The 23,847-nt window shown below is 69.2% G+C and carries 17 protein-coding genes, 1 tRNA gene and 1 pseudogene; 8 read left to right on the top strand and 11 right to left on the bottom strand.

Annotated features, from left to right (window positions below; genetic code table 11):
• Positions 1 to 7 precede the first annotated feature (7 nt).
• The 5 genes from treZ to D1832_RS08240 all read right to left on the bottom strand — a co-directional run bounded on the left by treZ (position 8) and on the right by D1832_RS08240 (position 9,331).
• Positions 8 to 1,855 carry a malto-oligosyltrehalose trehalohydrolase gene (gene treZ, locus D1832_RS08260; protein ID WP_241510930.1) on the bottom strand — a complete coding sequence of 616 codons (1,848 nt, stop codon included), beginning with the start codon at positions 1,853 to 1,855 and terminating at the stop codon, positions 8 to 10.
• Positions 1,855 to 4,518: a malto-oligosyltrehalose synthase gene (gene treY / locus D1832_RS08255; protein ID WP_241510929.1), complete on the bottom strand. Its 2,664-nt coding sequence runs from the start codon at positions 4,516 to 4,518 to the stop codon at positions 1,855 to 1,857. Before treY ends, treZ begins: the two co-directional genes overlap by 1 nt.
• Before the next feature lie 54 nt (positions 4,519 to 4,572).
• The gene (locus D1832_RS08250; protein WP_118913440.1) at positions 4,573 to 5,943 is read right to left on the bottom strand and encodes an amino acid permease; all 1,371 of its coding nucleotides are present in this window, start codon (positions 5,941 to 5,943) and stop codon (positions 4,573 to 4,575) included.
• Positions 5,944 to 6,090: 147 nt separating this feature from the next.
• Positions 6,091 to 8,811: a DEAD/DEAH box helicase gene (locus tag D1832_RS08245; protein ID WP_118913439.1), complete on the bottom strand. Its 2,721-nt coding sequence runs from the start codon at positions 8,809 to 8,811 to the stop codon at positions 6,091 to 6,093.
• Positions 8,812 to 8,815: 4 nt separating this feature from the next.
• On the bottom strand, positions 8,816 to 9,331 hold the full coding sequence (locus D1832_RS08240; protein WP_118913438.1) for a hypothetical protein: 516 nt from the start codon (positions 9,329 to 9,331) through the stop codon (positions 8,816 to 8,818).
• Between the two features lie 127 nt (positions 9,332 to 9,458).
• Here D1832_RS08240 and D1832_RS08235 point away from each other — a divergent pair, with 127 nt between their 5' ends.
• Together D1832_RS08235 and D1832_RS08230 are read left to right on the top strand one after the other, a co-directional pair.
• On the top strand, positions 9,459 to 10,394 hold the full coding sequence (locus tag D1832_RS08235) for an ornithine cyclodeaminase family protein (RefSeq protein WP_241510928.1): 936 nt from the start codon (positions 9,459 to 9,461) through the stop codon (positions 10,392 to 10,394).
• 92 nt (positions 10,395 to 10,486) lie between these two features.
• On the top strand, positions 10,487 to 11,149 hold the full coding sequence (locus D1832_RS08230) for a lytic transglycosylase domain-containing protein (RefSeq protein WP_147362649.1): 663 nt from the start codon (positions 10,487 to 10,489) through the stop codon (positions 11,147 to 11,149).
• A gap of 22 nt (positions 11,150 to 11,171) precedes the next feature.
• Here D1832_RS08230 and D1832_RS15145 read toward each other — a convergent pair whose 3' ends face one another.
• Positions 11,172 to 12,578 carry a PucR family transcriptional regulator gene (locus D1832_RS15145; protein WP_182434724.1) on the bottom strand — a complete coding sequence of 469 codons (1,407 nt, stop codon included), beginning with the start codon at positions 12,576 to 12,578 and terminating at the stop codon, positions 11,172 to 11,174.
• Between the two features lie 153 nt (positions 12,579 to 12,731).
• Between D1832_RS15145 and D1832_RS15775 the strand changes: the two genes are divergently transcribed.
• The 4 genes and pseudogenes from D1832_RS15775 (at position 12,732) to D1832_RS08205 (ending at position 17,750) form a co-directional block, all read left to right on the top strand.
• Positions 12,732 to 13,043, top strand: coding sequence for a hypothetical protein (locus D1832_RS15775; protein ID WP_241510941.1), 312 nt, complete (start codon positions 12,732 to 12,734; stop codon positions 13,041 to 13,043).
• A pseudogene (locus D1832_RS08215) lies at positions 12,965 to 13,975 on the top strand (acyl-CoA dehydrogenase family protein); the annotation flags it as partial. The gene D1832_RS15775 and the pseudogene D1832_RS08215, both read left to right, overlap by 79 nt.
• 180 nt (positions 13,976 to 14,155) lie before the next feature.
• A complete protein-coding gene (locus tag D1832_RS08210) occupies positions 14,156 to 15,517 on the top strand; it encodes an NAD-dependent succinate-semialdehyde dehydrogenase (RefSeq protein WP_118913435.1) in 1,362 nt (453 codons plus the stop codon).
• Between the two features lie 172 nt (positions 15,518 to 15,689).
• Positions 15,690 to 17,750: a heavy metal translocating P-type ATPase gene (locus D1832_RS08205; RefSeq protein ID WP_118913434.1), complete on the top strand. Its 2,061-nt coding sequence runs from the start codon at positions 15,690 to 15,692 to the stop codon at positions 17,748 to 17,750.
• A gap of 39 nt (positions 17,751 to 17,789) precedes the next feature.
• On the opposite strand, the gene D1832_RS08200 is transcribed toward D1832_RS08205, so the two are convergent.
• The 5 genes from D1832_RS08200 to D1832_RS08180 all read right to left on the bottom strand — a co-directional run bounded on the left by D1832_RS08200 (position 17,790) and on the right by D1832_RS08180 (position 21,536).
• Positions 17,790 to 19,169 carry a M1 family aminopeptidase gene (locus tag D1832_RS08200; protein ID WP_147362647.1) on the bottom strand — a complete coding sequence of 460 codons (1,380 nt, stop codon included), beginning with the start codon at positions 19,167 to 19,169 and terminating at the stop codon, positions 17,790 to 17,792.
• Positions 19,170 to 19,268: 99 nt separating this feature from the next.
• Positions 19,269 to 19,341: transfer RNA gene (locus D1832_RS08195), tRNA-Lys, on the bottom strand.
• Positions 19,342 to 19,509: 168 nt separating this feature from the next.
• Complete coding sequence (locus D1832_RS08190) at positions 19,510 to 19,872, bottom strand: hypothetical protein (protein WP_118913432.1); 363 nt, start codon at positions 19,870 to 19,872, stop codon at positions 19,510 to 19,512.
• A 69-nt stretch (positions 19,873 to 19,941) separates the two neighbouring features.
• A complete protein-coding gene (locus D1832_RS08185) occupies positions 19,942 to 20,586 on the bottom strand; it encodes a CoA transferase subunit B (RefSeq protein WP_118913431.1) in 645 nt (214 codons plus the stop codon).
• 164 nt (positions 20,587 to 20,750) lie between these two features.
• Complete coding sequence (locus D1832_RS08180; RefSeq protein ID WP_118913430.1) at positions 20,751 to 21,536, bottom strand: CoA transferase subunit A; 786 nt, start codon at positions 21,534 to 21,536, stop codon at positions 20,751 to 20,753.
• A 142-nt stretch (positions 21,537 to 21,678) separates the two neighbouring features.
• Here D1832_RS08180 and D1832_RS08175 point away from each other — a divergent pair, with 142 nt between their 5' ends.
• Together D1832_RS08175 and D1832_RS08170 are read left to right on the top strand one after the other, a co-directional pair.
• Complete coding sequence (locus tag D1832_RS08175) at positions 21,679 to 22,584, top strand: hypothetical protein (RefSeq protein ID WP_118913429.1); 906 nt, start codon at positions 21,679 to 21,681, stop codon at positions 22,582 to 22,584.
• Between the two features lie 121 nt (positions 22,585 to 22,705).
• Positions 22,706 to 23,800, top strand: coding sequence for an NADH:flavin oxidoreductase/NADH oxidase (locus D1832_RS08170; protein ID WP_118913428.1), 1,095 nt, complete (start codon positions 22,706 to 22,708; stop codon positions 23,798 to 23,800).
• The last annotated feature ends 47 nt before the right edge of the window (positions 23,801 to 23,847 follow it).

The raw sequence follows: 23,847 nt of genomic DNA, 5'->3' as shown, positions 1-23,847 counted from the left end.
CGGCGTCTCAGCGCAGGAGCGCGACCGAGTCCGTCGGGATGACGACGCTCGAGCCGCTGCCGTCGCGGCCTTCACGCACGTCGACCGTGTGCCAGGCCGCGACGACCTCGCCCGCTTCGGTGACGGGCTCGTCGCTGAGGTTGACGACCACACGAAGGTCGCCTCGGTGGACAACGACGACGCTGCTCGAACCCTTCCCGCGGCGCTCCACCCGCGTCGTGCCGAGATCGTCGGCGGCGAGCGACGGCTCGTCGCGGCGCAGGCGGATGAGGGTGCGGTACCAGTCGAGCAGGAGCGCAGACTCTCCCTCGGTGTCGTCGAGTTCGCTCCAGTCGAGGGTCGAGTTGGTGAACGTCGACTCCTCCTGCGGGTCGGGCACCTCGTCGCCCCATCCGTGCGCGGCGAACTCCTCGGCGCGACCGCGCGACGTCGCCGCAGCGATCTCGGGGTCGTCGTGGTCGGTGAAGAACTGCCACGGCGTGCGGGCGCCGTACTCCTCCCCCATGAAGAGCATCGGCGTGTACGGCGAGGAGAGCAGAAGCGCTGAGCCACAGGCCAACCGGCCGACCGAGAGCAGGTGCGACAAACGATCGCCGGAGGCGCGGTTACCGACCTGGTCGTGCGTCTGCAGCGATGCGACGTAGCGCCAGCCCGGCGTCTGCGCGGGGTCCACGGGGCGCCCGTGACGGCGTCCGCGGAAGCTCGAGTACGTGCCGTCGTGGAAGAACGGCGTCGTGAAGACCTTTGCGAGCGCCTCCGGATCGGCGAAGTCCTCGTAGTAGCCCTGGGTCTCGCCCGTGAGCAGCACGTGCAGGGCGTGGTGGATGTCGTCGGCCCACTGGCCCGTGAGGCCCAGGCCGGAGGAGCCACCGTCGGCCACGGCGATTTCGCCGGTCACCGGCTCGCGCCGGCGCGGCGTCACAGTGGCGGGGTCGTTGCGGTCGGACTCGGCCACGACGACGACGCGGCGTCCGAGGCGCTCGGCTGCGGCTTCGAGGTTGGCGACGATCTCCTCGAGGATGTGCACGGCCGACTCGTCGACGAGCGCGTGCACGGCGTCGAGGCGGAAGGCGTCGACGTGGAAGCGCTCGAACCACATGAGCGCGTTCTCGATGATGAAGCGACGCACCTCGTCGCTGTTCGGGCCGTCGAGGTTGATGGCCGTGCCCCACGGGGACTGGCGGGCCTCGTTGTAGATCGGCATGAAGACCGGCAGGTAGTTGCCGTTCGGCCCGAGGTGGTTGTAGACGACGTCGAGGCACACGGCGAGGCCCTTGGTGTGGCACGCGTCGACGAACGCCTGGAACGCCTGCGGGCCGCCGTAGATGCTGCTCGTGGCGTACCAGTTGACGCCGTCGTAACCCCAGTTCCAGCGGCCCGGAACGGCATTCACCGGCAGGATCTCGACGTGCGTCACGCCGAGGTCGACGAGGTGGTCGAGGCGAGCAGCCGCCGCCTCGAACGTGCCCTCCTCGGTGAACGTGCCGATGTGCAGTTCGTAGAAGACAGCGCCCTCGAGACCGTTGCCGCCGGCGCGCGTGTGGTGGCCCTGCCACTCGGCGTCGCTCCACTCGTACTCACCGAGGTCGACGACCTGGCTCGGGCCGTGTACGCCCTCGGGCTGCAGCAGGCTGCGCGGATCGGGACGCAGGTCGCCGCCGTCCACGCTGAACGCGTACTCGCTGCCGACGGCGAGCGGCTCGCGCGAGTGCCACCAGCCGTCGTCACCGGAGCGCATGAGGGAACGTACGCCGTCGGCCACGAGGTGGACGCTGCGCTCGGCGTTGGGCGCCCAGACCGAGATGGTCTGCGCCGACCCGGTGAAGTCGGGCGATGCGTAGGTGGTCATCGTCATCACTTCTCCTGCACGAGCACGTGCACGTTCCCGAACTCGTGGGGTTCGAGGTCGCCCAGACGCAGCGCTTGGCCGTCCGTGACGACGACGCGCTGACCGCTGAAGGCGTGACGCCACGTGCCCGCCGAGAGGGGCACGTCCGCGTCGGCGAGCGTGTTGTCGCGCAAGGCGCGCGAGGCCGCGCGCACCCCGACCACCGCAACGGCGAACGGGGCGCCGTGCTCGGCATGTTCGAAGGCGTGGTCCGTCGCGTCCGCCTTGGCTCCCTTGTCGCGGTTCACCAGACGCTGGACGCTGCGTCCGGCGTCGGACACGCGTCGACCCGCGTCCGCGAGGTGGCGGCGCGCGACCGAGCCGGCCGGCAGCGCACGCTCGAAGGCAACGACGAACTCGTTGTCGGATTCGAGCGCCCTGTAGGTCGAGCCGGGGTTCGCAGGGTCGTGCACATCGGCCGCGAGGCACTGCGCCACGAGGCGCGGACGCGAACCCGGCACGTCGAGGCGGCGCTCGAGCTCGGCGTAGTCGACGCTGCGACGGTTGTCGGGGTCGACGAGGCTGAGCGTCGGGCGTTCGCTGCCCTGATAGGTGTCGGGCACGCCCGGCAGGAACAGTTGGAGCACCTTCTGCGAGTCACCGGTGAGGCGGATGGCCTCGGCGTTGTCGCGACGCGCGGCGAGGATGCGCTCGCGCAGATCGGCGGCGAGGGTCGACTTCGCATCCGCTGACGCTGCAGCTTCGCCCTGCTTGTCGTTCGCCGGCGCGTCGAGCACGAGGCGGGCGAGGCCGAGCACCTGCTCCTCGTACGTCTCGTCACCGTCGATCCAGGCGGTGAACACCTTGGCCTCGCGCAGCGCCTTCGTCAGGTAGTCGTCGAGGCGCTGGGCGTCGATGCCGAGGTCGTGCGAGCCGTCGTCGTCGACACCGAAGGCCGTGGAGAACCCGGCGATCGTCTGCCACACGAGGTGAACCGCCCCCCTGTCGACGCCCGCGGCGTCGGCGAGCGCGAAGGCGGCCTCGGAGCACTCGCGCCACCCGTCGGTGTCGCCGGCGAGGGCGAGCAGTGCGGCTCGGACGTCCTCGCTGCGCTTCGTGTCGTGCGTCGAGAGCGTCGTCATCGTGCGCGGCCACTGCTTGGCGTTGTGCTGCGCCCACGCGTGGAGGCGGTGCGGGCCCGCGTCGGTGAGCACCGCAGGGTCGCCACCCACCTCGTTGAGCGCGGTGAGCGTGTGCCAGCGGTAGAAGAGCGTGTCCTCGATCGACTTCGCCATGACCGGGCCCCACGTCTGCTGGAGACGGACGGCGAAGTCGGCCGACGAACTCTCGGTGTCGACGAACTCGTCGGCTCCGGCCGTCGGGCGCACGAGCGCGATGGGCTTGAGGGCGTCGATCTCCGTCACGAGGTCGGGACGGCTCTCGCGCGCTGCCGCGAGGGCGTCGTCGAGGTGGGCCTTCGCCCGTGCGTCCATACGCTCACCCGGCACGAGATAGGCGCGGTACACCGGCGCGGCGACGAGCAGTTCGACGATGGCGGCGCGCAGACGAGCGCGCTCGAGGTCGGGGCGCACCTCGCTCGCGCGGCGGGTGAGCCGCTCGACCTCCGCCACCAGGCCGTTCTCGACGACGAAGCGCTTCGCGTCGGCCGCTGCCTCGTGGACGTCGTGGGCGTCGCCCTCGGCGAGGGCTCGCTGCCACACCTCGTCGAGAACGGGTGCCGCCGCGTCGTCCACGAGCGCTGCCGTGATCGCCGCCATCGCGTCGTAACCGGTCGTGCCCGCGCACGCCCAGTCCTTCGGCAGGTCCTCCCCCGGCTCGAGAATCTTCTCGACCCAGATCGGGGTGTCCTTGCGGCACTCCTTCGCGAGGCGCGCGAGGTAACCGCGCGGGTCGGCGAGGCCGTCGGGGTGGTCGATGCGGAAACCGTCGATGTGGCCGGCGTGGTGGAGCTCGAGCAGCAACGCGTGGGTGGCGTCGAAGACCTCGGCCACCTCGACACGCACGGCGATGAGCTCGTTCACCTCGAAGAAGCGGCGGTAGTTGAGCACCGTGTCGCGCTCGCGCCAGAAGGCCAGGCGGTAGTGCTGGGCGTCGAGGAGGGAGCGCAGTTCGTCGCCCGTCGGTTCCTCAGAGACGCCGTCGAGGGTGCCGTCCGCGACGGGGAAGTCGTGCTCGTAGTAGCGAATGACGGGCTCGTCGCCGCTGCGGTCGAGCGTGATGGCGCCGTCGGCGATCTCCTGCTCGAGCGAGTTGCCGAGGATCGGCACGCCGAGCTTGCCGTCACCGGCCGCCCAGTCGACATCGAACCAGTGCGCCGTCGGGGCGTCCTGGCCGCCCTTGAGCAGCACCCACAGCGGACGGTTGCCCGACTCGGGCGCGACGAAGGCCATGTGGTTGGGCACGACGTCGACGATGACGCCCAGGCCCATCTCGTGTGCGGCGTCGGCGAAGGCGACGAAGGCCTCCCGCCCACCGATCTCGGGGTTGACGCGCGTGTGGTCGAGGACGTCGTAGCCGTGCACCGAGCCGGGCACCGCCGCGAGGATCGGCGAGCAGTAGGCGTGCGAGATGCCCAGCTTCTTGAGGTAGGGCAGCTGGGCCCGAGCGTCGTCGAGGGTGAAGTCGGCGTGCAGTTGGAACCGGTAGGTGGACGTCACAGGCACACTCATGCCCTTAGCCCACCACCAAACGGGGCGAAAATCGAGTTCGCCCACCCTCCGGCGTCAGCTGATCGTGACCTTGGTGCGCCGCACCCCGCGCGTCAGGGCGTAGCCCACGAGCAACACGACGAGCCAGAGGCCTCCGACGAGGGCGGCGTCACGCATGTCGGGCACCTTGAACGCAGTGGCCATGACGGCCAGGATGCCGGCGATGCCGACCCCCGCGACCGCCGCGCCGCCAGGCAGGTGGACGCTGCCGTGCACGTCGCCCGTCCGACGGAACACGATGTAGCTCGCGAGGGCGAGCAGCCACGTGATGAGCACGGAGAACGTGGCGATGGAGACGAGCTTGGTGAACGCGTCGGCCACACCCGTCTCGGCGAGCCACACGGCGAGGAGCAGCCCCAGCGCCGAGACGAGCGTCGCCACGATGGGTGCGCCCTTGATGTTTGTGCGAGCGAGGAAGGCCGGCGCGAGGCGGTCGACGGCGAGCGAGTGGACGAGGCGGCCCGCGCCGTAGAGCTGCGCGTTGCCGGTCGACAGAGCTGCGACGAGGATGACGAAGTTCATCACGCCCGCGGCCGCCGGGGTGCCGACGGCGTCGAAGGCGCGCACGAACGGGCTGGCCTCGAGACCCTTGGCCGAGGCGGTCGCCGTCCAGGCGTTGAGCGTGACGATGAGCAGCACGGCGACGACGTAGAACAGGCCGAGGCGCGCGACGAGGGCACGCATCGCGGTGCGGACGCTGCGGCGCGGGTTCTCGGCCTCGGCGGCGGCGATCGGGATGACCTCGACGCCGACGAAGGCGAACATCACGATGGCCATCGACAGCCAGATCGACTCGAGCCCGTTGGGCAGGAAGCCGCCGTGCTCGGTGAGGTTGCCCCAGCCCGTGGCCGCGCGCCCCGGGGCGCCGAAGAGGACGAGCACGAGACCGATGAGGATGAAGGCGATGAGCGCCGTCACCTTGAGCGTGGAGAACGCCGCTTCGGCGCGGCCGAAGGAGCCGACCGACAGGAGGTTGATGACGACGATCGTCAGCCCGACGAGCGCGACGAAGACGACGAGCGGCACGTCGGGCCACCAGTACGTGAGGTAGGCGCCCGCGGCGACCACCTCACCGCCGAGGGCGATGACGCTGGCCGCCCAGTAGCACCAGCGCGAGACGAAGCCGGCCCATTCGCCGAGGTAGCGACCGGCAGCCGCGCCGAAGCTGCCCGGTTCGGGCCGCGCCGTCGCCATTTCGGCCATGGCGAGGCCGATGACGGCGATGAGCAGGGCGCCGAGGGCGTAACTGACGACGGCCGCGGGACCCGCGACACCGATGGCCGCGCCGGATCCGAAGAACAACCCCGTGCCCAGCGCCGACCCGAGGCCGATCATGAGCATCGTGCGGTGGCTCAACGTGCGGGCCAAGCCGCCGGGCTGCGTCATCGAATCTCCTCGTCGCGTCTGGGCGCGAGCGGGCCTATGGCAGCCGCTCGTCGCCAAAGTTCGAGGATACGCCCGGGTTTCGAGGCAGCTGGTCACTGTCCGGGTGTGCCGCGTCACCCCCGGTGAGAGCCGGCGCGGGTCGAAACCTCAGCCGTCGAGGCGGTTGAGGCCCACCACGACGACGAGGGGCACGCCGGCCTCGTTCGAGGCCTCCAGATCGACCTCCGCGTCGATGCCCCAGTCGTTGTCGCCGTCGGGGTCGACGATGACCTGGCGCACCTCCCACTTGTCGGGGTGCTCGGTGATGCGCAGCATCTTGGGCCCGCGGGCGTCGGCGTCGAGAACGATCTCGTCGTGCTCGTCGTAGTAGGCGCCGAGGTCGGCGTCCCACGCGTCGGCGTCCATGACGATGTCCGTGGCGGGATCGGTGCTCGCCGCGACCGCCTTGTCGAGGGCGGCAAGTCCGTCGACGTCGTCCTTGGCGGCGAGCTCGACGCGCCGGGACATCGCCTTGCGGATGGCCACCTTCATGGCGCGCGGGTTCGCCGTGAGCGGGCGCGGCTTGAGCGCCTTCTCCGCCGTGACGGGCCCGTCGCTCGGGTGCGTGAGCGCCTCCCACTCGTCGAGCAGGCTCGAGTCGGTCTGGCGGATGACTTCGCCGAGCCACTCGATGAGGTCGGCCAGTTCTTCGGTTTTCTTCGACTCCGGCACGGTCTGACGCAGCGTGCGGTAGGCGTCGGTGAGGTAGCGCAGCACGACGCCCTCGCTGCGCGCGAGGTCGTAGTAGCGGATGAGATCGCCGAAGCTCCAAGCGTTCTCGTACATCTCACGCACGACGGACTTGGGCGACAGCTCGTACATCGAGACCATCGGCTGCGTCTGCGCGTACGTCTCTAACGCGGCTTCGAGGAAGTCGGCCAGCGGCTTCGGCCACGTGACGTCCTCGAGGCGCTCCATGCGCTCCTCGTACTCGATGCCTTCGGCCTTCATCTCGGCCACGGCAGCGCCGCGCGCCTTGAACTGCTGCTGCATGAGCACCGGGCGCGGGTCGTCGAGGATCGACTCGATGACACTCACGACGTCGACGGCGTAGTCCTGCGCGAGCGTCGTGCGCGCCGGAGCGTCGGACGGCTCGGCGTTACCGCGAGCAGGCGCTGCCTCGTCGGGGTCGAGCATGTCGAGCACCGCGAGCGCGAACGGCGCGAGGGGCTGGTTGAGCGCGAAGTTGTCCTGCAGGTCCACCGTGAGATCGACCTGGCGTCCGTCGGCCTGCGGCTCGTCGAGGCGACGCACGACGCCCGCAGCGAGCATCTCCCGGTAGAGGCCGATGGCCTGCTTGGCCAGGCGGGTCTGCTTCTTCGCGTCCTCGTGGTTGTCGCGCACGAGGTCGCGCACGGCGACGAACGGGTCGCCTTCGCGCGCAATGAGATTGAGCAGGATCGAGTGCGTGACGCGCAGGCGCGACACGAGCGGCTCGGGCTCGCTGGCGACGATCTTGTCGAACGTCTCCTCGCTCCAGTTGACGAAGCCCTCGGGCGGCTTCTTGCGCTGCACCTTCTTGAGCTTCTTCGGGTCGTCGCCGGCCTTCGCGAGGTTGCGCGTGTTCTCGATGACGTGCTCGGGTGCCTGGACGACGACCGAGCCGCTCGTGTCGAAGCCCGCGCGCCCGGCGCGTCCTGCGATCTGGTGGAACTCGCGCGACTTGAGCACACGCTGACGGGTGCCGTCGAACTTCGTCAGGCCCGAAAGGACGACGGTGCGGATGGGCACGTTGATGCCGACACCGAGCGTGTCGGTGCCGCAGATCACCTTGAGGAGGCCCGCCTGCGCGAGCGTCTCGACGAGACGGCGGTACCTGGGCAGCATGCCGGCGTGATGCACGCCGATGCCGTGGCGCACAAGACGGCTGAGGGTCTTGCCGAACCCCGAGGAGAAACGGAAGTCGCCGATCATCTCGGCGATCTTGTCGCGATCCTCGCGGCTCGCGACCTTGAGCGACATGAGCGCCTGCGCGTTCTCCAGAGCCTGGGCCTGCGTGAAGAACACAACGTAGACGGGCGCCTGACGCGTTTCGAGCAGTTCCTCGATGGTCTCGTTGAGCGGCGTCGTCGACCAGGAGTAGCTGAGCGGAACGGGACGTTCAGCGCCCGCGACGGTGACCGACTCGCGGCTCGTGCGACGCGTCATGTCCGTCTCGAACCGCGTGACGTCGCCGAGGGTTGCCGACATGAGAAGGAACTGCGCCTGCGGCAACTCGAGCAGCGGCACCTGCCACGCCCAGCCGCGGTCGCCCTCGGAGTAGAAGTGGAACTCGTCCATGATGACGAGCCCGACGTCGGCGGTCTTGCCCTCGCGCAGCGCGATGTTGGCGAGGATCTCGGCGGTGCAGCAGATGATCGGAGCGTCCGGGTTCACGGACGCATCACCGGTGAGCATTCCGACGTGCTCGGCGCCGAAGATCTCACACAACGCGAAGAACTTCTCACTCACGAGCGCCTTGATGGGGGCGGTGTAGAAGCTGACGCGGTCGTCGGCGAGCGCCGCGAAGTGCGCAGCCGTGGCCACCATCGACTTACCCGAGCCTGTGGGGGTGGCGAGGATGACGTTCTTGCCGTCGAGCACCTCGATGATGGCCTCTTCCTGGTGGGGGTAGAGGCTCAGGCCGCGATCGCCCACCCAGGCGCCGAACGCCTCGTAGACGCGGTCGGCGTCCGGTGTCTTGGGTAGACGCTGGGTGAGGGTCTTGACCTTCGGGTTCGCTTCGCGGGCGGCCGCGTCGGCCTCGGCCGCGAAGTCTCCGGCGAAATCCTCGTGGCCGGGTGTGACCGCCTCGCCGGCGGTGCCGGAGGCGTCGGAAGAATCGTTCACCGGATCACCAGATGTGACGCTGGCCGGGCAGCAGGCGCAGCTCGCCGAAGTCGAAGGTGCGCTTGCGGGCCTTGCCCTTCGAGAGCACGGGCGCGAGCACCATGAGCTGGATCTGCTCGGCGTGCTCGAGGTCGACGCGCACCGCGTCACCGAACTGCGGCACGACGACCTGCAGGACGATGGCCGTGGCGCGCTGCGCCACCGTGCGGTTCTCGTTCTCCGCGCGCACCTTGAGCAGGCGGCGCAGTTCGGCGAGCACCACCTCTGGCTCTGGCTGCTCGCCGAGCGCAGCCGGGTCGGCGAAGACGATGTCGACGTCGGGCGCCTTCACACCGCTGCTCGCGGCGGTGGGCTCGCCGTCGGCGTCGACCGTGGGTTCGCCGTCGACCGACATGGCAAAGGGGTAGAACTCGCCGTTCTTCTCGAGGTGTTCCATCGCCGCGCCAAGGGCTGCGGAGAGCAGCTCGTCGAGGTCGGCCTGAGCCTGCGGAGAGGCCTCGTCACGCCATGTCGTCGTCATGTTTCCAGCCAATCACAAGGCACCGACAAGGCCGAATCCGCGCGGATCTCGCGTCCGGCGCGACCTCAGCGGGTCGTGGTGGAATAGCGCCCATGCTCTCCTCGACGCAGACCGCATCTTCTCCGTCATGTCGCCGGCCGACGCCGTGAACGCGCTCAGTTCGGCGCTCGTCGCGGGCTTCGACCCGGCCGACGACCTCTCGCGCGTCGTCAACCCGATCGACAAGGGGCAGCTGCTCCTCATGCCGTCGGAGGTGGGCACCGGCATCGGCATCAAGGTGATGACGCTCGGGCGCGACAACCCCGAACGCGGCCTGCCCGTCATCCAGGGCAGCTACCTCATGTTCGATGGCGACACCCTCGCGCCGACCGCCGTCCTCGACGGCGCCGCCCTCACGACGCTGCGCACCCCGGCCGTCTCCGTTGTCGGCATCCGCCCGGCGCTCGAGCGCTTCGACGGCCCGCTGCGTCTCGTCGTGTTCGGCACCGGCCCGCAGGGCACGTCGCACGTCGACACCCTCGCCGATGTCGTCTCCGAGCCGTTCGCCGACGTCACCTTCGTCAGCCGCGCCCCCGAGAACGTGGGCGACGACGTCACCTTCGTCAGCCGCGCCCCCGAGAACGTGGGCGACGACGTCATCTCACGTGGCTCGGTCGTCGCCGCCGGCAGCCCCGAGTTGGACGCCGTTCTCACCCGAGCCGACGTCGTCGTGTGCGCCACTCCTGCCGAGGAACCGCTCTTCTCCGCCGACGCCGTGCGCAGCGACGTCGTCGTGATCGCCATGGGATCGCACTCCCCCGGCGCCCGCGAGGTGCCGGGCGCTCTCATGGCCCGCGCGCAGGTCGTCGTCGAGGACGTGGAGACCGCCCTGCGCGAAGCGGGCGACGTCGTGCTCGCCATCGCCGACGGCGATCTCTCGCGCGACGACCTGCTCCTCATGAAGGACGTCGTGCGCGGCGATGCGGAACTCGACCCGAGCCGTCCGCTCGTCTTCAAGACGGTCGGGATGCCGTGGCAGGATCTCGCGGTCGCCCAGGTCGTTCTGGAGCGCGCCACGCGCTGAGCCCGCTTTCTGACGTGCAGTGAAACGTCAGGTCGATCCGCCACCATGGGGAGCGAGCGGGCCCGTCCCGCGCACCGAGCCGAGGAGGAAACGTGCCGGCGACTCGCGCATCACGGACCCGCTGGGTGACGGTCGTCGCCGTCACGCTTCTCGTGCTCTCGCTGCCGTTCATCGCAGCGAAGGCGTACGTCGCGCTGAAGCCGGAGCCGCGTCCTCCGTCGTCCTTCGACAACCCGATCGGCCCGCTCGACGCCCGCATGGTGCCGAACGGCTGGGCGCCCTACATCGAGGCGGCGTCTCGTGAATCCGGCGTTCCCGCACCGGTTCTCGCGGCCCAGTTGGAAGCGGAGTCCAAGTGGGACCCGCAGGCTCGCTCGTCCGTCGGGGCGCAGGGTCTGGCGCAGTTCATGCCCGAGACGTGGGAGACCTACGGCCGTGGCGGTGACGTCTACGACCCGAAGGACGCCATCGCCGCGCAGGGGCGGTTCATGAAACATCTGCTCGAGCAGTCGCGAAACTCCGGTTACGACCGCCACCCGTACGAGCTCGCGCTCGCCGGCTACAACGCCGGCTTCGGAGCCGTGCAGAAGTTCAAGGGCATCCCTCCGTACCCGGAGACGGAGGACTACGTCGTCAAAATCCGGGATCGCACCTCGCACTACGCGCAACGGCTGGCAACGCCGTCGGGTGGGTCGTCCGCCGGAACGTCCTCCGGAAGCGCTCAGGCGTTGCCCGTTCGGCGCGAGGGTTCCTGAGGACCGACGGATGTCGCTGCGCTCACCTCGCCAGGGCGAGCCAGAGGAGGGCGCGCACGTCAGGGTCGGCGAGGTCGAGCCCCATCGCCTCCTGAGCTCGCCGCACCCGCGAGGACACCGTGTGCCGGTGGACCTTCAGCTCCCGCGCCGTTGCATCGAACGACCCACCGTGACGCAGGAAGGCCGTCACCGTGACGCGTAGAGACTCCGATCCGTCGTCGCTGAGCCGCTGGAGCACCGGCCCCGCCCACGCGTCGACGGCGCGCTCTATCGCGGGTTGGGCCAGAACGACGTCAAGGGCTGCCTCGCCGTCGACAACAGGCACTCCGCGGCGCCGCGCGGCTCGCGCGGCAAAACGCGCGCGCTCGAGCGCCCCCGCGGCGTCACCGCCCAACCCCGCATGTCCGAGGTGGCTCTCGGGCACTGTGATCGGCTTCGGAGCGACGGCAACGAGTTCGTCGCCGTCAATGCGGAAGATAGCGTTGGCCTCGGCCGACGCCCGTTCGGCCTGTGCTCGCCACACGTCGGGCCGCGCCGTCGCGGTGGGGTACGCGACGAGGGCGACAGCCGTGTCCGGGGACAGGCCGAAGTGGGTCAACTCCTCGGGGGAGTCGCGGCCCTCCTCGAGCTGGTGGAGCAACGCCCTGCCCAGGTCGTCACGGAGCTGCGTCAGCCGTTGCGGCGTTTCCATGAGCAGCGACAGGCACGAGACGACGTGTTGGAGCGCGAACCGCTCCGAGGGCCCGAGCGGCGGCGTCGACGCTGTGGCCAACCATCCGTGCTCGTGGGCCTGACCGATGAGGGGGTGCACCTCCACGTCGTCGGCGCTGAGCACACGACGACCACGCGGGAGGCGCCCCGCAGCCTGCAGGTGGAGTAGTTTGTCGGAGACTGGCCCCTCGCCGACGGCCGCGCCATCCGCGGTGAGCACCACGACAGGGCGCTCGAGGAACGTTCGGGCCGCACTGACCACCGCCTCGGCGCCGTCACGCAGTGCGACGCGTGTCAGACGACGCTGGAACTCCACCGTGTGACGCAGCGCGCGCCGTTCCGCTTCGGCCACGTAATCCGCGCCGACGCGCACGATGCTGACGAACGGGGTGGGCTCGGGCACGACGAGCAGCGGAAGTCCGAACTCGACACAGGCTCGGGCCACCCCGTCCGGCACGGTGTCGTGCCCGACACCCACGCCGAAGCCGAGCGCACCGACGTCGTGGGCTGCAAGGCGCTGGACGTACGCGCGGCACTCGTCGTGCTCCGCAGGAAGCCGTTGCCCCGTGGCGAGGACGAGTTCACCGCCGCTGAGGTACGGCGTGGGGTCCAAGAGCTCGATGCCGTGCACCCACGTCAACGGCGTGTCGGGGTCGCCGTTCATCAGCCGCAGACGCAGCTCGTCCCGCCCGAGCAGGGCGCGCAGCGTGAGTTGCATCGGGCTCCTGCCCGCGGGCGCCATCGCGAGTATCCATTGTGTCGAACAAGAACGTCCGGACACGCCAATTCGTCCAGTTACATGCGCAGCCGGCCCTGCATACCGTGGCAGGCAAGGCCGTTGCGGCTCACTCAGGCAACGAAGGACGTCAGCATGACTCAGTTCGACCTTCCCGGATCGCCGGGCGGGGCGCGTCACACCCCCCGTCTCGAAGCAGGAGCATCCGCCGCGAGCGACGCGGGCTTCGACGCGCGCACGGGGGGTACCAACGGCGCGATCGCCCACACCCCGGCCGCGCAGGTGGAGCAGGTCGTCGCCGCTGCCGGGGCTGTCGAGGAGCGCTTCGCGCATACCTCGCCCGCCGAGCGGCGGGAGATGTTGCGAGCCTGCGCGAACTGGCACGCAAGTTCGGCCGCAACGGCTTCCTCGGCATGCACCTCGAGGGCTACGACTGCCTCGGCATGAGCGCCACCGCGTACGGCCTGGCCTGCCTCGAGCTCGAGGCGTCGGACTCCGGCATCCGTTCGCTCGTCTCCGTCCAGGGCTCCCTCGCGATGTTCGCGATCCACCGCTGGGGCCGCGAGGAGCAGAAGCAGCAGTGGCTGCCGAACATGGCCGCCGGCGAGGCCATCGGCTGCTTCGGCCTGACCGAGCCCGACCACGGCTCCGACCCCGCGTCGATGCGCACGCGCGCCCGTCGTGACGGCGACGACTGGGTGCTCGACGGCCGCAAGATGTGGATCACGAACGGCGCTGTCGCCGATGTCGCCGTCGTGTGGGCGCAGACCGACGAGGGCATCCGCGGCTTCGTGGTGCCGACCGATACCCCCGGTTTCTCCGCGAACACGATCAAGCACAAGATGTCGCTGCGCGCGTCCGTGACGAGCGAGCTCGTCCTCGACGGTGTGCGTCTGCCCGCGGACGCGGTCTTCCCCGAGGTCATCGGCCTCAAGGGCCCCCTCTCCTGCCTCAACGAGGCCCGCTACGGCATCGTCTGGGGCGCCATGGGCGCGGCTCGTTCGTCGCTCGAAGCGGCGATCGACTACTCGAAGGAACGCAAGCCGATCGGCGGCTTCCAGCTGACGCAGGCCAAGCTGGCCGACATGGAGCTCGAGTACGTCAAGGGCGTGCTGCTCGCCCTGCACCTCGGGCGCCGCAAGGACGCGGGCACCGTGCGTCCCGAGCAGATCAGCCTCGGCAAGCTCAACAACGTGCGCGAGGCCATGGAGATCTGCCGCACCGCGCGCACCATCCTCGGCGCGAACGGCATCTCGCTCGAGTACCCGGTCATCCGGCACGCGAACAACCTCGAGTCGGTCCTCACCTACGAGGGCACCGTCGAGATGCACACGCTCGTCGTCGGCCAGGCACTCACCGGTCTGCCCGCGTTCCGCTGACGCACGCCGCCCCGGCCGATCTGCACCTGCCCCGCAGTCGTTTCATCCACCGGCGGCGGGGCGACCCGGTAGAAATGGGGTGAGCGCGAGAGCCGATCGAGGCCGCCTCACCCACCAGACTGCGACTGATCACATCCCCCACCAGACTGAGACTGATCACATCCCCCACCGAGGAGAATCATGAGCACCTCGCAGTACGCCGTCACCGACCCGCATGACGGCAACGTCGTCGAGACCTACCCCACCGCCGACGCGTCCGACGTCTCGCGCGCCCTGGACGCCGTGTCGTCCGCGTACAAGAGCTGGTCGCGCACCACGAGCGTCGCCGACCGCGCTGCGCTCATGAAGCGCGCCTCCGAGCTGTTCTCCGAGCGCACCGACGAGCTCGCCGCCATCATCGAGCGCGAGATGGGCAAGCCGACGGCCGAGTGCGTCGAGGAGGTCGAGTTCTCGGCCGCCATCCTCGGCTACTACGCTGACAACGGCACCGAGTTCCTCAAGGACGAGCCGATCGACCTTCTCGACGGCGAGGGCAGCGCCCTCATCCGCCGCTTCCCCATCGGCCCGCTGCTGGGCATCATGCCGTGGAACTTCCCCTACTACCAGGTGGCCCGTTTCGCGGGCCCGAACCTCGTGGCGGGCAACACGATCATCCTCAAGCACGCTCCGCAGTGCCCCGAGTCGGCAGCCGCGATCGCGCAGATCTTCTCCGAGGCCGGGTTCCCCGAGGGCGCCTACGTCAACCTCAACGCCACGAACGAGCAGTGCGCCGACATCATCGCCGACCCGCGCATCCAGGGCGTCTCGCTCACCGGTTCCGAGCGCGCCGGCTCCGCCGTCGCCGAGATCGCCGGACGCAACCTCAAGAAGGTCGTGCTCGAGCTCGGCGGCTCCGACCCGTTCATCCTCCTCAGCACCGACGACATGGACGCCACGGTCCAGGCCGCCGTCGAGGCACGCGCCTACAACACCGGCCAGGCATGCAACGCCGGTAAGCGCTTCATCGTCGCCGACGGCCTCTACGACGAGTTCGTCACCGCCTTCACCGAGAAGATGAAGGAGACCTCGGGCGCCTCCCCGCTGTCGTCCGTCGCCGCGCGTGACAACCTCGCCTCCCAGGTCGACGAGGCCGTCAGTGGCGGCGCCACCTTCGTCGGTTCCGAGAACGACGACGTCGACGCGAACGGCGCCTACTACCCCGCAGGTGTCCTCACGGGCGTCACGAAGGACAACCCGGCCTACTACCAGGAGCTGTTCGGCCCGGTCGCCATGGTCTTCAAGGTCGGCTCCGAGGAGGAGGCCGTCGAACTCGCGAACGACACCCCGTTCGGCCTCGGCTCGTACGTCTTCACCACGGACTCCGAGCAGGCCGAGCGCATCGCCAATCAGCTCGAGGTCGGCATGGTCTTCGTCAACGGCGTCGGTGCCGACGGCGTAGAACTGCCCTTCGGCGGCGTGAAGCGCTCCGGCTTCGGCCGTGAACTCGGCCGCTACGCCATCGAGGAGTTCCTCAACAAGAAGCTCATCCGCGTCATCGAGTGATGCGCTTTGCGTGAGATCCCCCGGCCCGTGTGGGCCGGGGGATCTTTTCGTTGCTTCGGCCCGTCTCCGGCGTCGCGCAATATACCCCCAAGGGGTATAAGATGACGCGGGTGAGGGCTACGGCTCCGCCGGACGCAGGGTGTGGGGCGGCGTAGCTCGTGAGGAGGAGTGAATGGAACACGAGACATCTGGCCACGACCACCACGCGGGGCACGACGACCACTCCGGGCACGGAGGCCACGCGGGCCACGGCGACCACGTCACGATGTTCCGGCGCCTGTTCGCGATCATGAGCGTCGTCGCGATCCCCGTCATCGCGTTCGACCCGATGTTCGCCCACCTCGTGGGTTACTCGCTGCCCGATTCGGGCTGGACGCTCGCGATCGCGCCGGCACTCGGCACCGTGATGTACGTCTGGGGCGGCAAGCCGTTCCTGTCCGGCGCCGTGAGCGAGGTGCGTTCGCGCAAGCCCGGCATGATGCTGCTCATCGCTCTCGCGATCACTGTCGCGTTCGTCTCGTCCTGGGGTGCCAGCCTCGGTGTTCTCGACGACGAGCTGTCGTTCTGGTGGGAACTCGCGCTCCTCGTCGTCATCATGCTGCTCGGCCACTGGGTGGAGATGCGTTCGCTGGCGCAGACGTCCTCGGCACTCGACTCCCTCGCCGCACTGCTGCCCGACGAGGCCGAGAAGGTCGACGGCGACCGCGTCGTCACGGTCTCCCCCGACGACCTCGTCGTCGGTGACGTCGTCATCGTCCGCCCCGGCGCTTCGGTGCCTGCGGACGGGCGCATCGTGGACGGCAGCGCGTCGATGGACGAGTCGATGGTCACCGGCGAGTCCCGCGCGGTGCGGCGCGCGAAGGGCGACACCGTCGTCGCGGGCACCGTGGCCACCGATTCCGGTCTGCGCGTGCAGATCACGGCAACGGGCGACGACACGGCCCTCGCCGGCATCAGCAAGCTCGTGAGCGAGGCGCAGAACTCCTCGTCGCGCGCTCAGCTGCTCGCGGACAAGGCCGCCGCGTGGCTGTTCTGGTACGCCCTCGGCGCGGCCGTTCTCACGGCGATCGTGTGGTTCGTCGCCGACCGCCCCAACGAGGCCGTCATCCGCACCATCACGGTGCTCGTCATCGCGTGCCCGCACGCTCTGGGCCTCGCCATCCCGCTCGTCATCTCGATCGCGACGGAGCGCGCGGCGCGCGCCGGCGTGCTCGTCACCGATCGCCGGGCGCTCGAGTCGATGCGCACCGTCGACACCGTGCTGTTCGACAAGACCGGCACGCTGACGAAGGGTGAACCGACCGTCACGGGCGTGGAACCGGTCGAGGGCCGCAGCGAGGACGACGTGCTGCGGCTGGCCGCCGCAGCCGAGGCGGACAGCGAGCACCCCCTCGCGCGGGCCATCGTCGCAGCGGCCGACGAACGCGGGCTCGACGTTCCGCGCGGCGGCGACTTCACCTCGTCACCGGCCGTCGGAGTGCGCGCGGACATCGACGGCGCCGTCGTCGAGGTGGGTGGGCCGCACCTCCTCGAACAGAAGGGCGCCCGCGAGCTGCCCGTCGCCGACGAGTGGCGTACCGAGGGCGCGATCATCCTCCACGTCCTCGCAGACGGCGAGATCATCGGCGCACTCAAGTTGGCCGACGCCGTGCGTCCGGAATCCCGCGACGCGATCGATGCCCTTCACGCTCGAGGCGCGCAGGTCGTCATGATCACCGGTGACGCCGAGGCCGTCGCGCACCACGTGGCGGACGAGCTCGGTATTGACCGTGTCTTTGCCGGCGTACGCCCCGAGGACAAGGCTGCGAAGGTCAGCGAACTCCAGGGCGAGGGGCGGAAGGTGGCCATGGTCGGCGACGGCGTCAACGACGCACCGGCTCTCGCGCAGGCCGACGTGGGCATCGCGATCGGCGCGGGAACGGACGTGGCGATCGGGTCGGCGGGCGTCGTGCTCGCGAGTTCCGACCCGCGTTCGGTGCTCTCGGTCATCGAGTTGTCGCGCGCGACGTACCGCAAGATGAAGCAGAACCTGTGGTGGGCCGCCGGCTACAACCTCGTGTCGGTGCCATTGGCTGCGGGCGTGCTCGCACCCGTCGGGTTCGTGCTGCCGATGAGCGTCGGTGCCGTCCTCATGTCTGCCTCGACGGTCGTCGTGGCGCTCAACGCACAGCTGCTTCGCCGACTCGACCTGCGACCGCAAACGTGGGCAGAGCGCTCCCCCGCGGACGACTGATCGTGCCTGCGGGTTGAACGAGCGCGCCCCCGACCCGAGCTAACCGCTGATTCCGTAGTCCGCCCACACCGACGCGAGGCTGACGGGCGAGTGCTTCTGCGCCAACGCCTTGTACTGCCCACGCGTGATGTTCGCGTGGCGATACGTCGTGGCGAGCTCCTTGAGGAACGCCGTGTGACGCGGCGCGTTCTCGCGCAGGTACGAGCGGTCCATGGCGTAGCGGATGGCGCGTTGCGCACCGTAGACGTAGTTGTAGCGGCTCGTCGCGAGGTACTCCGGCCCGCTGCTTCCCGCGAGCGTCGACTTCACGGGCGTGTAGGCCCCCGCGATGCCCGCGTGACGTGCGTAGTCGTTCTGCAGCAGGACGGCGAGACCTTCGTGGATGAACATGACGTCACGCCAGTCCTTGGCCGTCACGGAGTTGCCGAACCACATGTGCGCGTTCTCGTGCGCGATGAAGCTCGGGGACCCGTCGACGAGCGAACGCTTGTACTGGACGAGACCGACCTGCTCCTGGCCACCGACGGGGAAATTCGTCAGCGTCAGCCCACCGGACTGCGAGAACGGGTACGGGCCGTACAACCGGGCGAAGTAGTCGAGCGACTTCGCGGTGTGGGTGACGAGGTTGGCCGGGACGCTCGCCATGCCCGCGTACAGGTACGGGACGCTCACGCCTGCCGCGGTGAGCTTGCCGCGCTTCACGGCGAGACCCGGCCCGACGGTGAGCCCGGGGTTGTAGGACGAGACCCGCTCCGGAATGACGATGCGCGTGTTGACCATGCTGCCGTCGCCGAAGGTGTGCGGGGCAGGCGCGCCGTAGGCGATGATCTGGTTGGCCTTCTGCGTCGAGATGCTGATCGCGTACGTGGCCTTGTTGTCGATGCGGTCGTTGCTCGGGTACCAGAACACGGCCACCTCGGGCTCACCGGAGAACGTCGTCACGGTGCCGTTCTCGATGACGCCACGGGTGCCTCGGTTGAGGAGAACCCGGTTCCAGGGGATGTCGTCGTACCTGACCTGGAGCGTGAACGACTGCCCCTTCGCCAGAGAAACGCCCGTGATCGACCACTGATACCGCGTTCCGGCCGCCTTGAACGGCTTGCTCACACCGTTCACGGTGACGCTCTTCGGTACGAGCGCGAAATCGATGAGGAGTGATGTCGTGGCGACCTCGGCACGACACGTCATCGTCGTCGCTCCGTAGACCCGGGCATGTGTGCCGCTGGCGCCGGTGCGAACGGTGTCACCGATGGAGTAGTGACTCACCGAGTACCGGGAGTCGCCCTTGTTCGGCAACTTGGAGTCACCGGTTGCCGCCGAGACAGGTGACCACCCTGCCACCCCCAGCAGCCCCGCCCCCGTGCCTGCCGCGAGCAGGGTACGGCGTGAAATGTACCCACAGCACTCGAGATGAGTCATGGTGCCCCCAATGTGTTCGGCACCCACGACCCCACCGCTGCCGAGGCTCGCGGTCTCGTCGGTGTCGATGAATCTGATCCATCGACTCTGTCAGGTCGGTGGGCCCTGTGGGGCTCGAACCCACAACCTACGGATTAAAAGTCCGCAGCTCTGCCAATTGAGCTAAAGGCCCTGGCGCCGGCGAGTTCGCGCAGCGCGTGGGCCAGCCTAGCCCGACGGGCCACACCCGCGCACAACGTCCCGCCGCGTCGTCGTTGCGCGCGGCTCGCGCAACGACGACCGGAACGCGCGACTGCGGAGCACCCGGCGTGGGTGCTCCGCAGTCAGGCGTTGACCGACGTCAGCTGTACGTCGGGCGCGAGTCGCTCTCCGGATCGATGTGAGGACGGTTCTCCTCGTCGAGGGCTTCGCGGTCACTCGGCAGCGAGTGCTCGGCGATGACGTTGTCGAACTCGTCGCGGATGACGACGCGGTCGTGCTCCGCCAGCGTCAGGTTCTCGGCGATCTTGTCGCGCATCATCTCCGGCATGTCGAAACCGTGCTCGTCGAACGCCGCGTTGACGATCTCCAGAGCACCCTCACGATCACCCGGTGTCATCCGCGCGGCAATGTCTCCGATGACCTTGGCATACCGCACCGCGGCACCCTCTCCGTACTGGTCGGTGAACTGCTGCTGGTTCACCACGTAATTCCACGTTCCCATGAACGAACACCTCCTGGTTTCACGCTACATCGTTGGCACACAGGAAAGCCCGCGCGGGGCAGCGAAACGTCAGGCGATGCCCGCCCCGGCGCTGAGCGGCGCGCCCGTCTTCTCGACGACCTCGTCGAAGGTGACGTCGGGGGCCAGCTCGATACACACGAGCCCATCGTCCGTCACGTCGATGACGGCCAGGTCCGTGATGATGCGCTCGACGACGGCGAGGCCCGTGATCGGCAGCGTGCACTCGGGCAGGATCTTCGGCGAACCGTCCTTCGCGCAATGCTCCATGAGGACGACGACCTTCTTGGCACCGTGGACGAGATCCATCGCGCCGCCCATGCCCTTGACCATCTTCCCGGGGATCATCCAGTTCGCGATGTCGCCCTTCGTCGAGACCTGCATGGCCCCGAGGATGGCCGCGTCGACCTTGCCGCCGCGGATCATGCCGAACGACGTCGCAGAGTCGAAGATCGACGCGCCACGACGCAGGGTCACCGTCTCCTTGCCCGCGTTGATGAGGTCGGGGTCGACCGCCTCATCCGTGGGGTAGGCGCCCACCCCGAGGAGACCGTTCTCGGACTGCAGCACGAGTTCGACGTCATCGTCGACGTAGTTCGGCACGAGCGTCGGCAGGCCGATGCCGAGGTTCACGTAGTCGCCGTCGGCCAGCTCCGTCGCGGCTCGCGCCGCCATCTGTTCACGTGTCCACGCCATGTCAGTTACCGCCTTCCGCATCGCGGGTCGTGCGCTTCTCGTACTCATGGTCGAACGCTCGCCCCGCGAACCCTCGCCTACTCACTTCGCGCCACCTTCCGCATCGCGGGTCGTGCGCTTCTCGTACTCATGGTCGAACGCTCGCCCCGCGAACTCTCGCCTACTCACTTCGCGCCGCCTTCCGCATCGCGGGTCGTGCGCTTCTCAATCCGTTTGTCCTCAACCTGGTCCGGCGTCAACGCGACCACCCTCTGCACGTAGATACCCGGCAGGTGCACCTGGTCCGGATGGATGTCGCCGGGTTCGACGAGTTCCTCCACTTCGGCGATGACCGTCTTGCCGGCCATGGCGCACAGCGGGTTGAAGTTGCGGGCAGACAGGTTGAAGACGAGGTTGCCGTGACGGTCACCCTTGGCCGCGTGCACGAGCGCGAAGTCGGTGACGATGCTCTCCTCGAGCACGTAGTCCTTGGCGTCGTCACCCTCGCCGAAGGTGCGCGTCTCCTTGGGCTCCGACTCCTTCTCGACCTGGCCGTCAGCGCCGTACTTCCACGGCATACCACCGTCAGCCACCTGCGTGCCCACGCCCGTGGCCGTGAAGAACGCCGGAATGCCGGCGCCGCCGGCACGCAGCTTCTCCGCCAGCGTGCCCTGTGGCGTCAGATGCACCTCGAGTTCGCCCTCGAGGTACTGGCGCGCGAACTCCTTGTTCTCGCCGACGTAGGAGGCGGTGACGAGACGCAGGCGCTTGTCGCGCAGCAGAACCCCGAGGCCCCAGTCGTCGACGCCACAGTTGTTCGACACGACCGCGAGGTTCGTCGATCCGAGCTTGTGCAGCTCGCCGATCAGCACGCTCGGGATGCCGCACAGGCCGAATCCTCCGACGGCGAGCGAAGCACCGTCCCCGATGTCCGCGACCGCTTCCGCGGCAGACGCCACGACTTTGTCCACTTCTCCTCCTGCACTCGAAGACTTCGGGCGGCACGCGACCATGTGGCCGTGAGATCCACCTCACATCCGAATCCAGTTAATCACCATTAACCGAAACTGTGGGGCGTGATGCCCTGCCAGTGCGTGGTGCCAGACTGCATCCATGACCTCCAAGCCCCTCTACGCGCTCCTGCTCGACGTCGACGGCCCCGTCGCGAGCCCGGTGACGCGCACCCTCGCGATCGATTCCATCGCCGCCGATCTCGTCGCGTTGGCCCGGGCGGGCGTCCCGCTCGTGTTCAACACGGGCCGTTCCGACGTCTTCGTCGCGCGCACCGTCATGCCGTCGCTCGTCGCAGCCGGACTGCCTGACGACGCCGTCGTCCTCGCCGTGTGCGAGAAGGGCTCGACCTGGTTCGTGCCGAAGCCCGAGCACCTCGACGGCGCGGGCGACGATCTCGAGGTCGACGAGCGTCTGCGCGTGCCAACGGGGCTCGTCGAGTTCTGCCGCAGCATTGCCCCCGACTTCGAGGACGCGATGTTCTTCGACGCGACGAAGAAGGCGATGGTCAGCTTCGAGGCGCTGCACGGGATCGACCTCGAGACCTACGGGCGCCGGCAGCACGAGATCGAGCAGCGCATCTGGGATTTCCTCGCCGAGCAGGAGATCGGCGTCGCATGGGAGGACCGCACGGCGCTCAACGACAGCGACGACGTCGCGTTGCGCATCGACCCGACGATCATCTCCACCGACGTCGAACACATCGGCACGGGCAAACAGGTCGGCGCCGACAAGGCCGTCGCCTACCTCGCAGGTCTCGACATCACCCCGCGCGAGTGGCGCACCCTCGGCGATTCTCGCAGCGACTACGCGATGGCTGATCGTCTGCACGAGCGTGGATTCGTCGTGCGCCACGGCGACGTTCGCCCCGCCGACGGCCTGCTCGAGCGCACCTACCCCGTCGAGGTCACGCCCGATCCGGCGCTGACGAACGACGCCGCCGGTGCCGCGTTCCTCACGCGATGGCGCGCCGACGTCAAGCGCGGCGAGGTATCGGCGGCGTTCTGACGGAGCGGTTCGCGGCCAGGACAACGGGCCGAGGAAATATCGCGTCCCTAACCACCGTTGTCGCATGGGCCCCACGAGGCGCGGTCCGTGGCCGCGCCCGATCCTGACGAAAGGCCCCCGCATGCCCCAGCTGTTCGAACCCCTCACCCTGCGCGACGTCGAGTTCCGCAACCGCATCTGGCTCACGCCGATGTGTCAGTACAGCTGCGAGGCGTGCGACGGTATCCCGACCGCGTGGCACTTCGTCCACTACGCGACGCGCGCCGTCGGTGGTTTCGGGCTCGTGCTGACAGAGGCCACCGCCGTCGCGCCCGAGGGGCGCATCAGCCCCCAGGACGCCGGCCTGTGGAACCACGACCAGATGGCCGCATGGCGCCGCGTCGTCGACGCCGTCCACGCGAACGGCGCAAAGATCGGAGTCCAGCTTGCGCACGCCGGACGCAAGGCGTCGACCTACCGCCCCTTCGCGGGTGAGCCCTCCGGCAGCGTGCCCGTCGACGCAGGCGGTTGGGAGGCCATCGGCCCGTCCGCGGTCGCCTTCGACGGTTACGCAACGCCCCGCGCCATGACGCTCGCCGACATCGACGACGTCGTGGACGCCTTCGTCGACGCCGCCCGACGCGCGGACGAGGCCGGTTTCGACGTCGTCGAGCTCCACGCAGCGCACGGCTACCTGCTGCACGAGTTCCTCTCCCCTGCCTCGAACCGCCGTGACGACGAGTACGGCGGCTCCTTCGAGAACCGCACCCGTCTGCTGCTACGCATCGCGACCGAGGTGCGCGGGGCCTGGCCGGAGGCGAAGCCGCTCTTCGTGCGGGTCTCGGCCACCGATTGGGCCGAGACGGGCTGGAACATCGACGAGACCGTCCGCCTCGCTCGCGAGCTCAAGTCCGTCGGCGTCGACCTCGTCGACACGAGCACCGGCGGCAACGTGCCCGCCGACATCCCCGTCGGCCCCAGCTACCAGGTGCGGTTCGCGTCCGAGATCCGACGCGGGGCCGATATTGCGACCGGAGCCGTGGGACTCATCACGGAGCCCGCGCAGGCCGAGGCGATCCTCACCGAGGGCGACGCCGACGCCGTCCTCATCGGACGAGCAGGCCTGCGCGAGCCGTACTGGCCGCTTCGCGCCGCCGCCGAACTGGGTCTGACGTGGCGCGAGACCCCGTATCCGGCGCAGTACACGCGCGGCGCGTGGGAGCACGCCCGGGGCTGAGATGCCGTCGACCGCCCTGACCCTCGAGAACGTCGGGGCGGTCTTCC

This window comes from Dermacoccus abyssi (assembly GCF_003515945.1).
Lineage (GTDB): Bacteria > Actinomycetota > Actinomycetes > Actinomycetales > Dermatophilaceae > Dermacoccus > Dermacoccus abyssi.
This window is presented reverse-complemented; position numbering and strand designations above follow the sequence as displayed.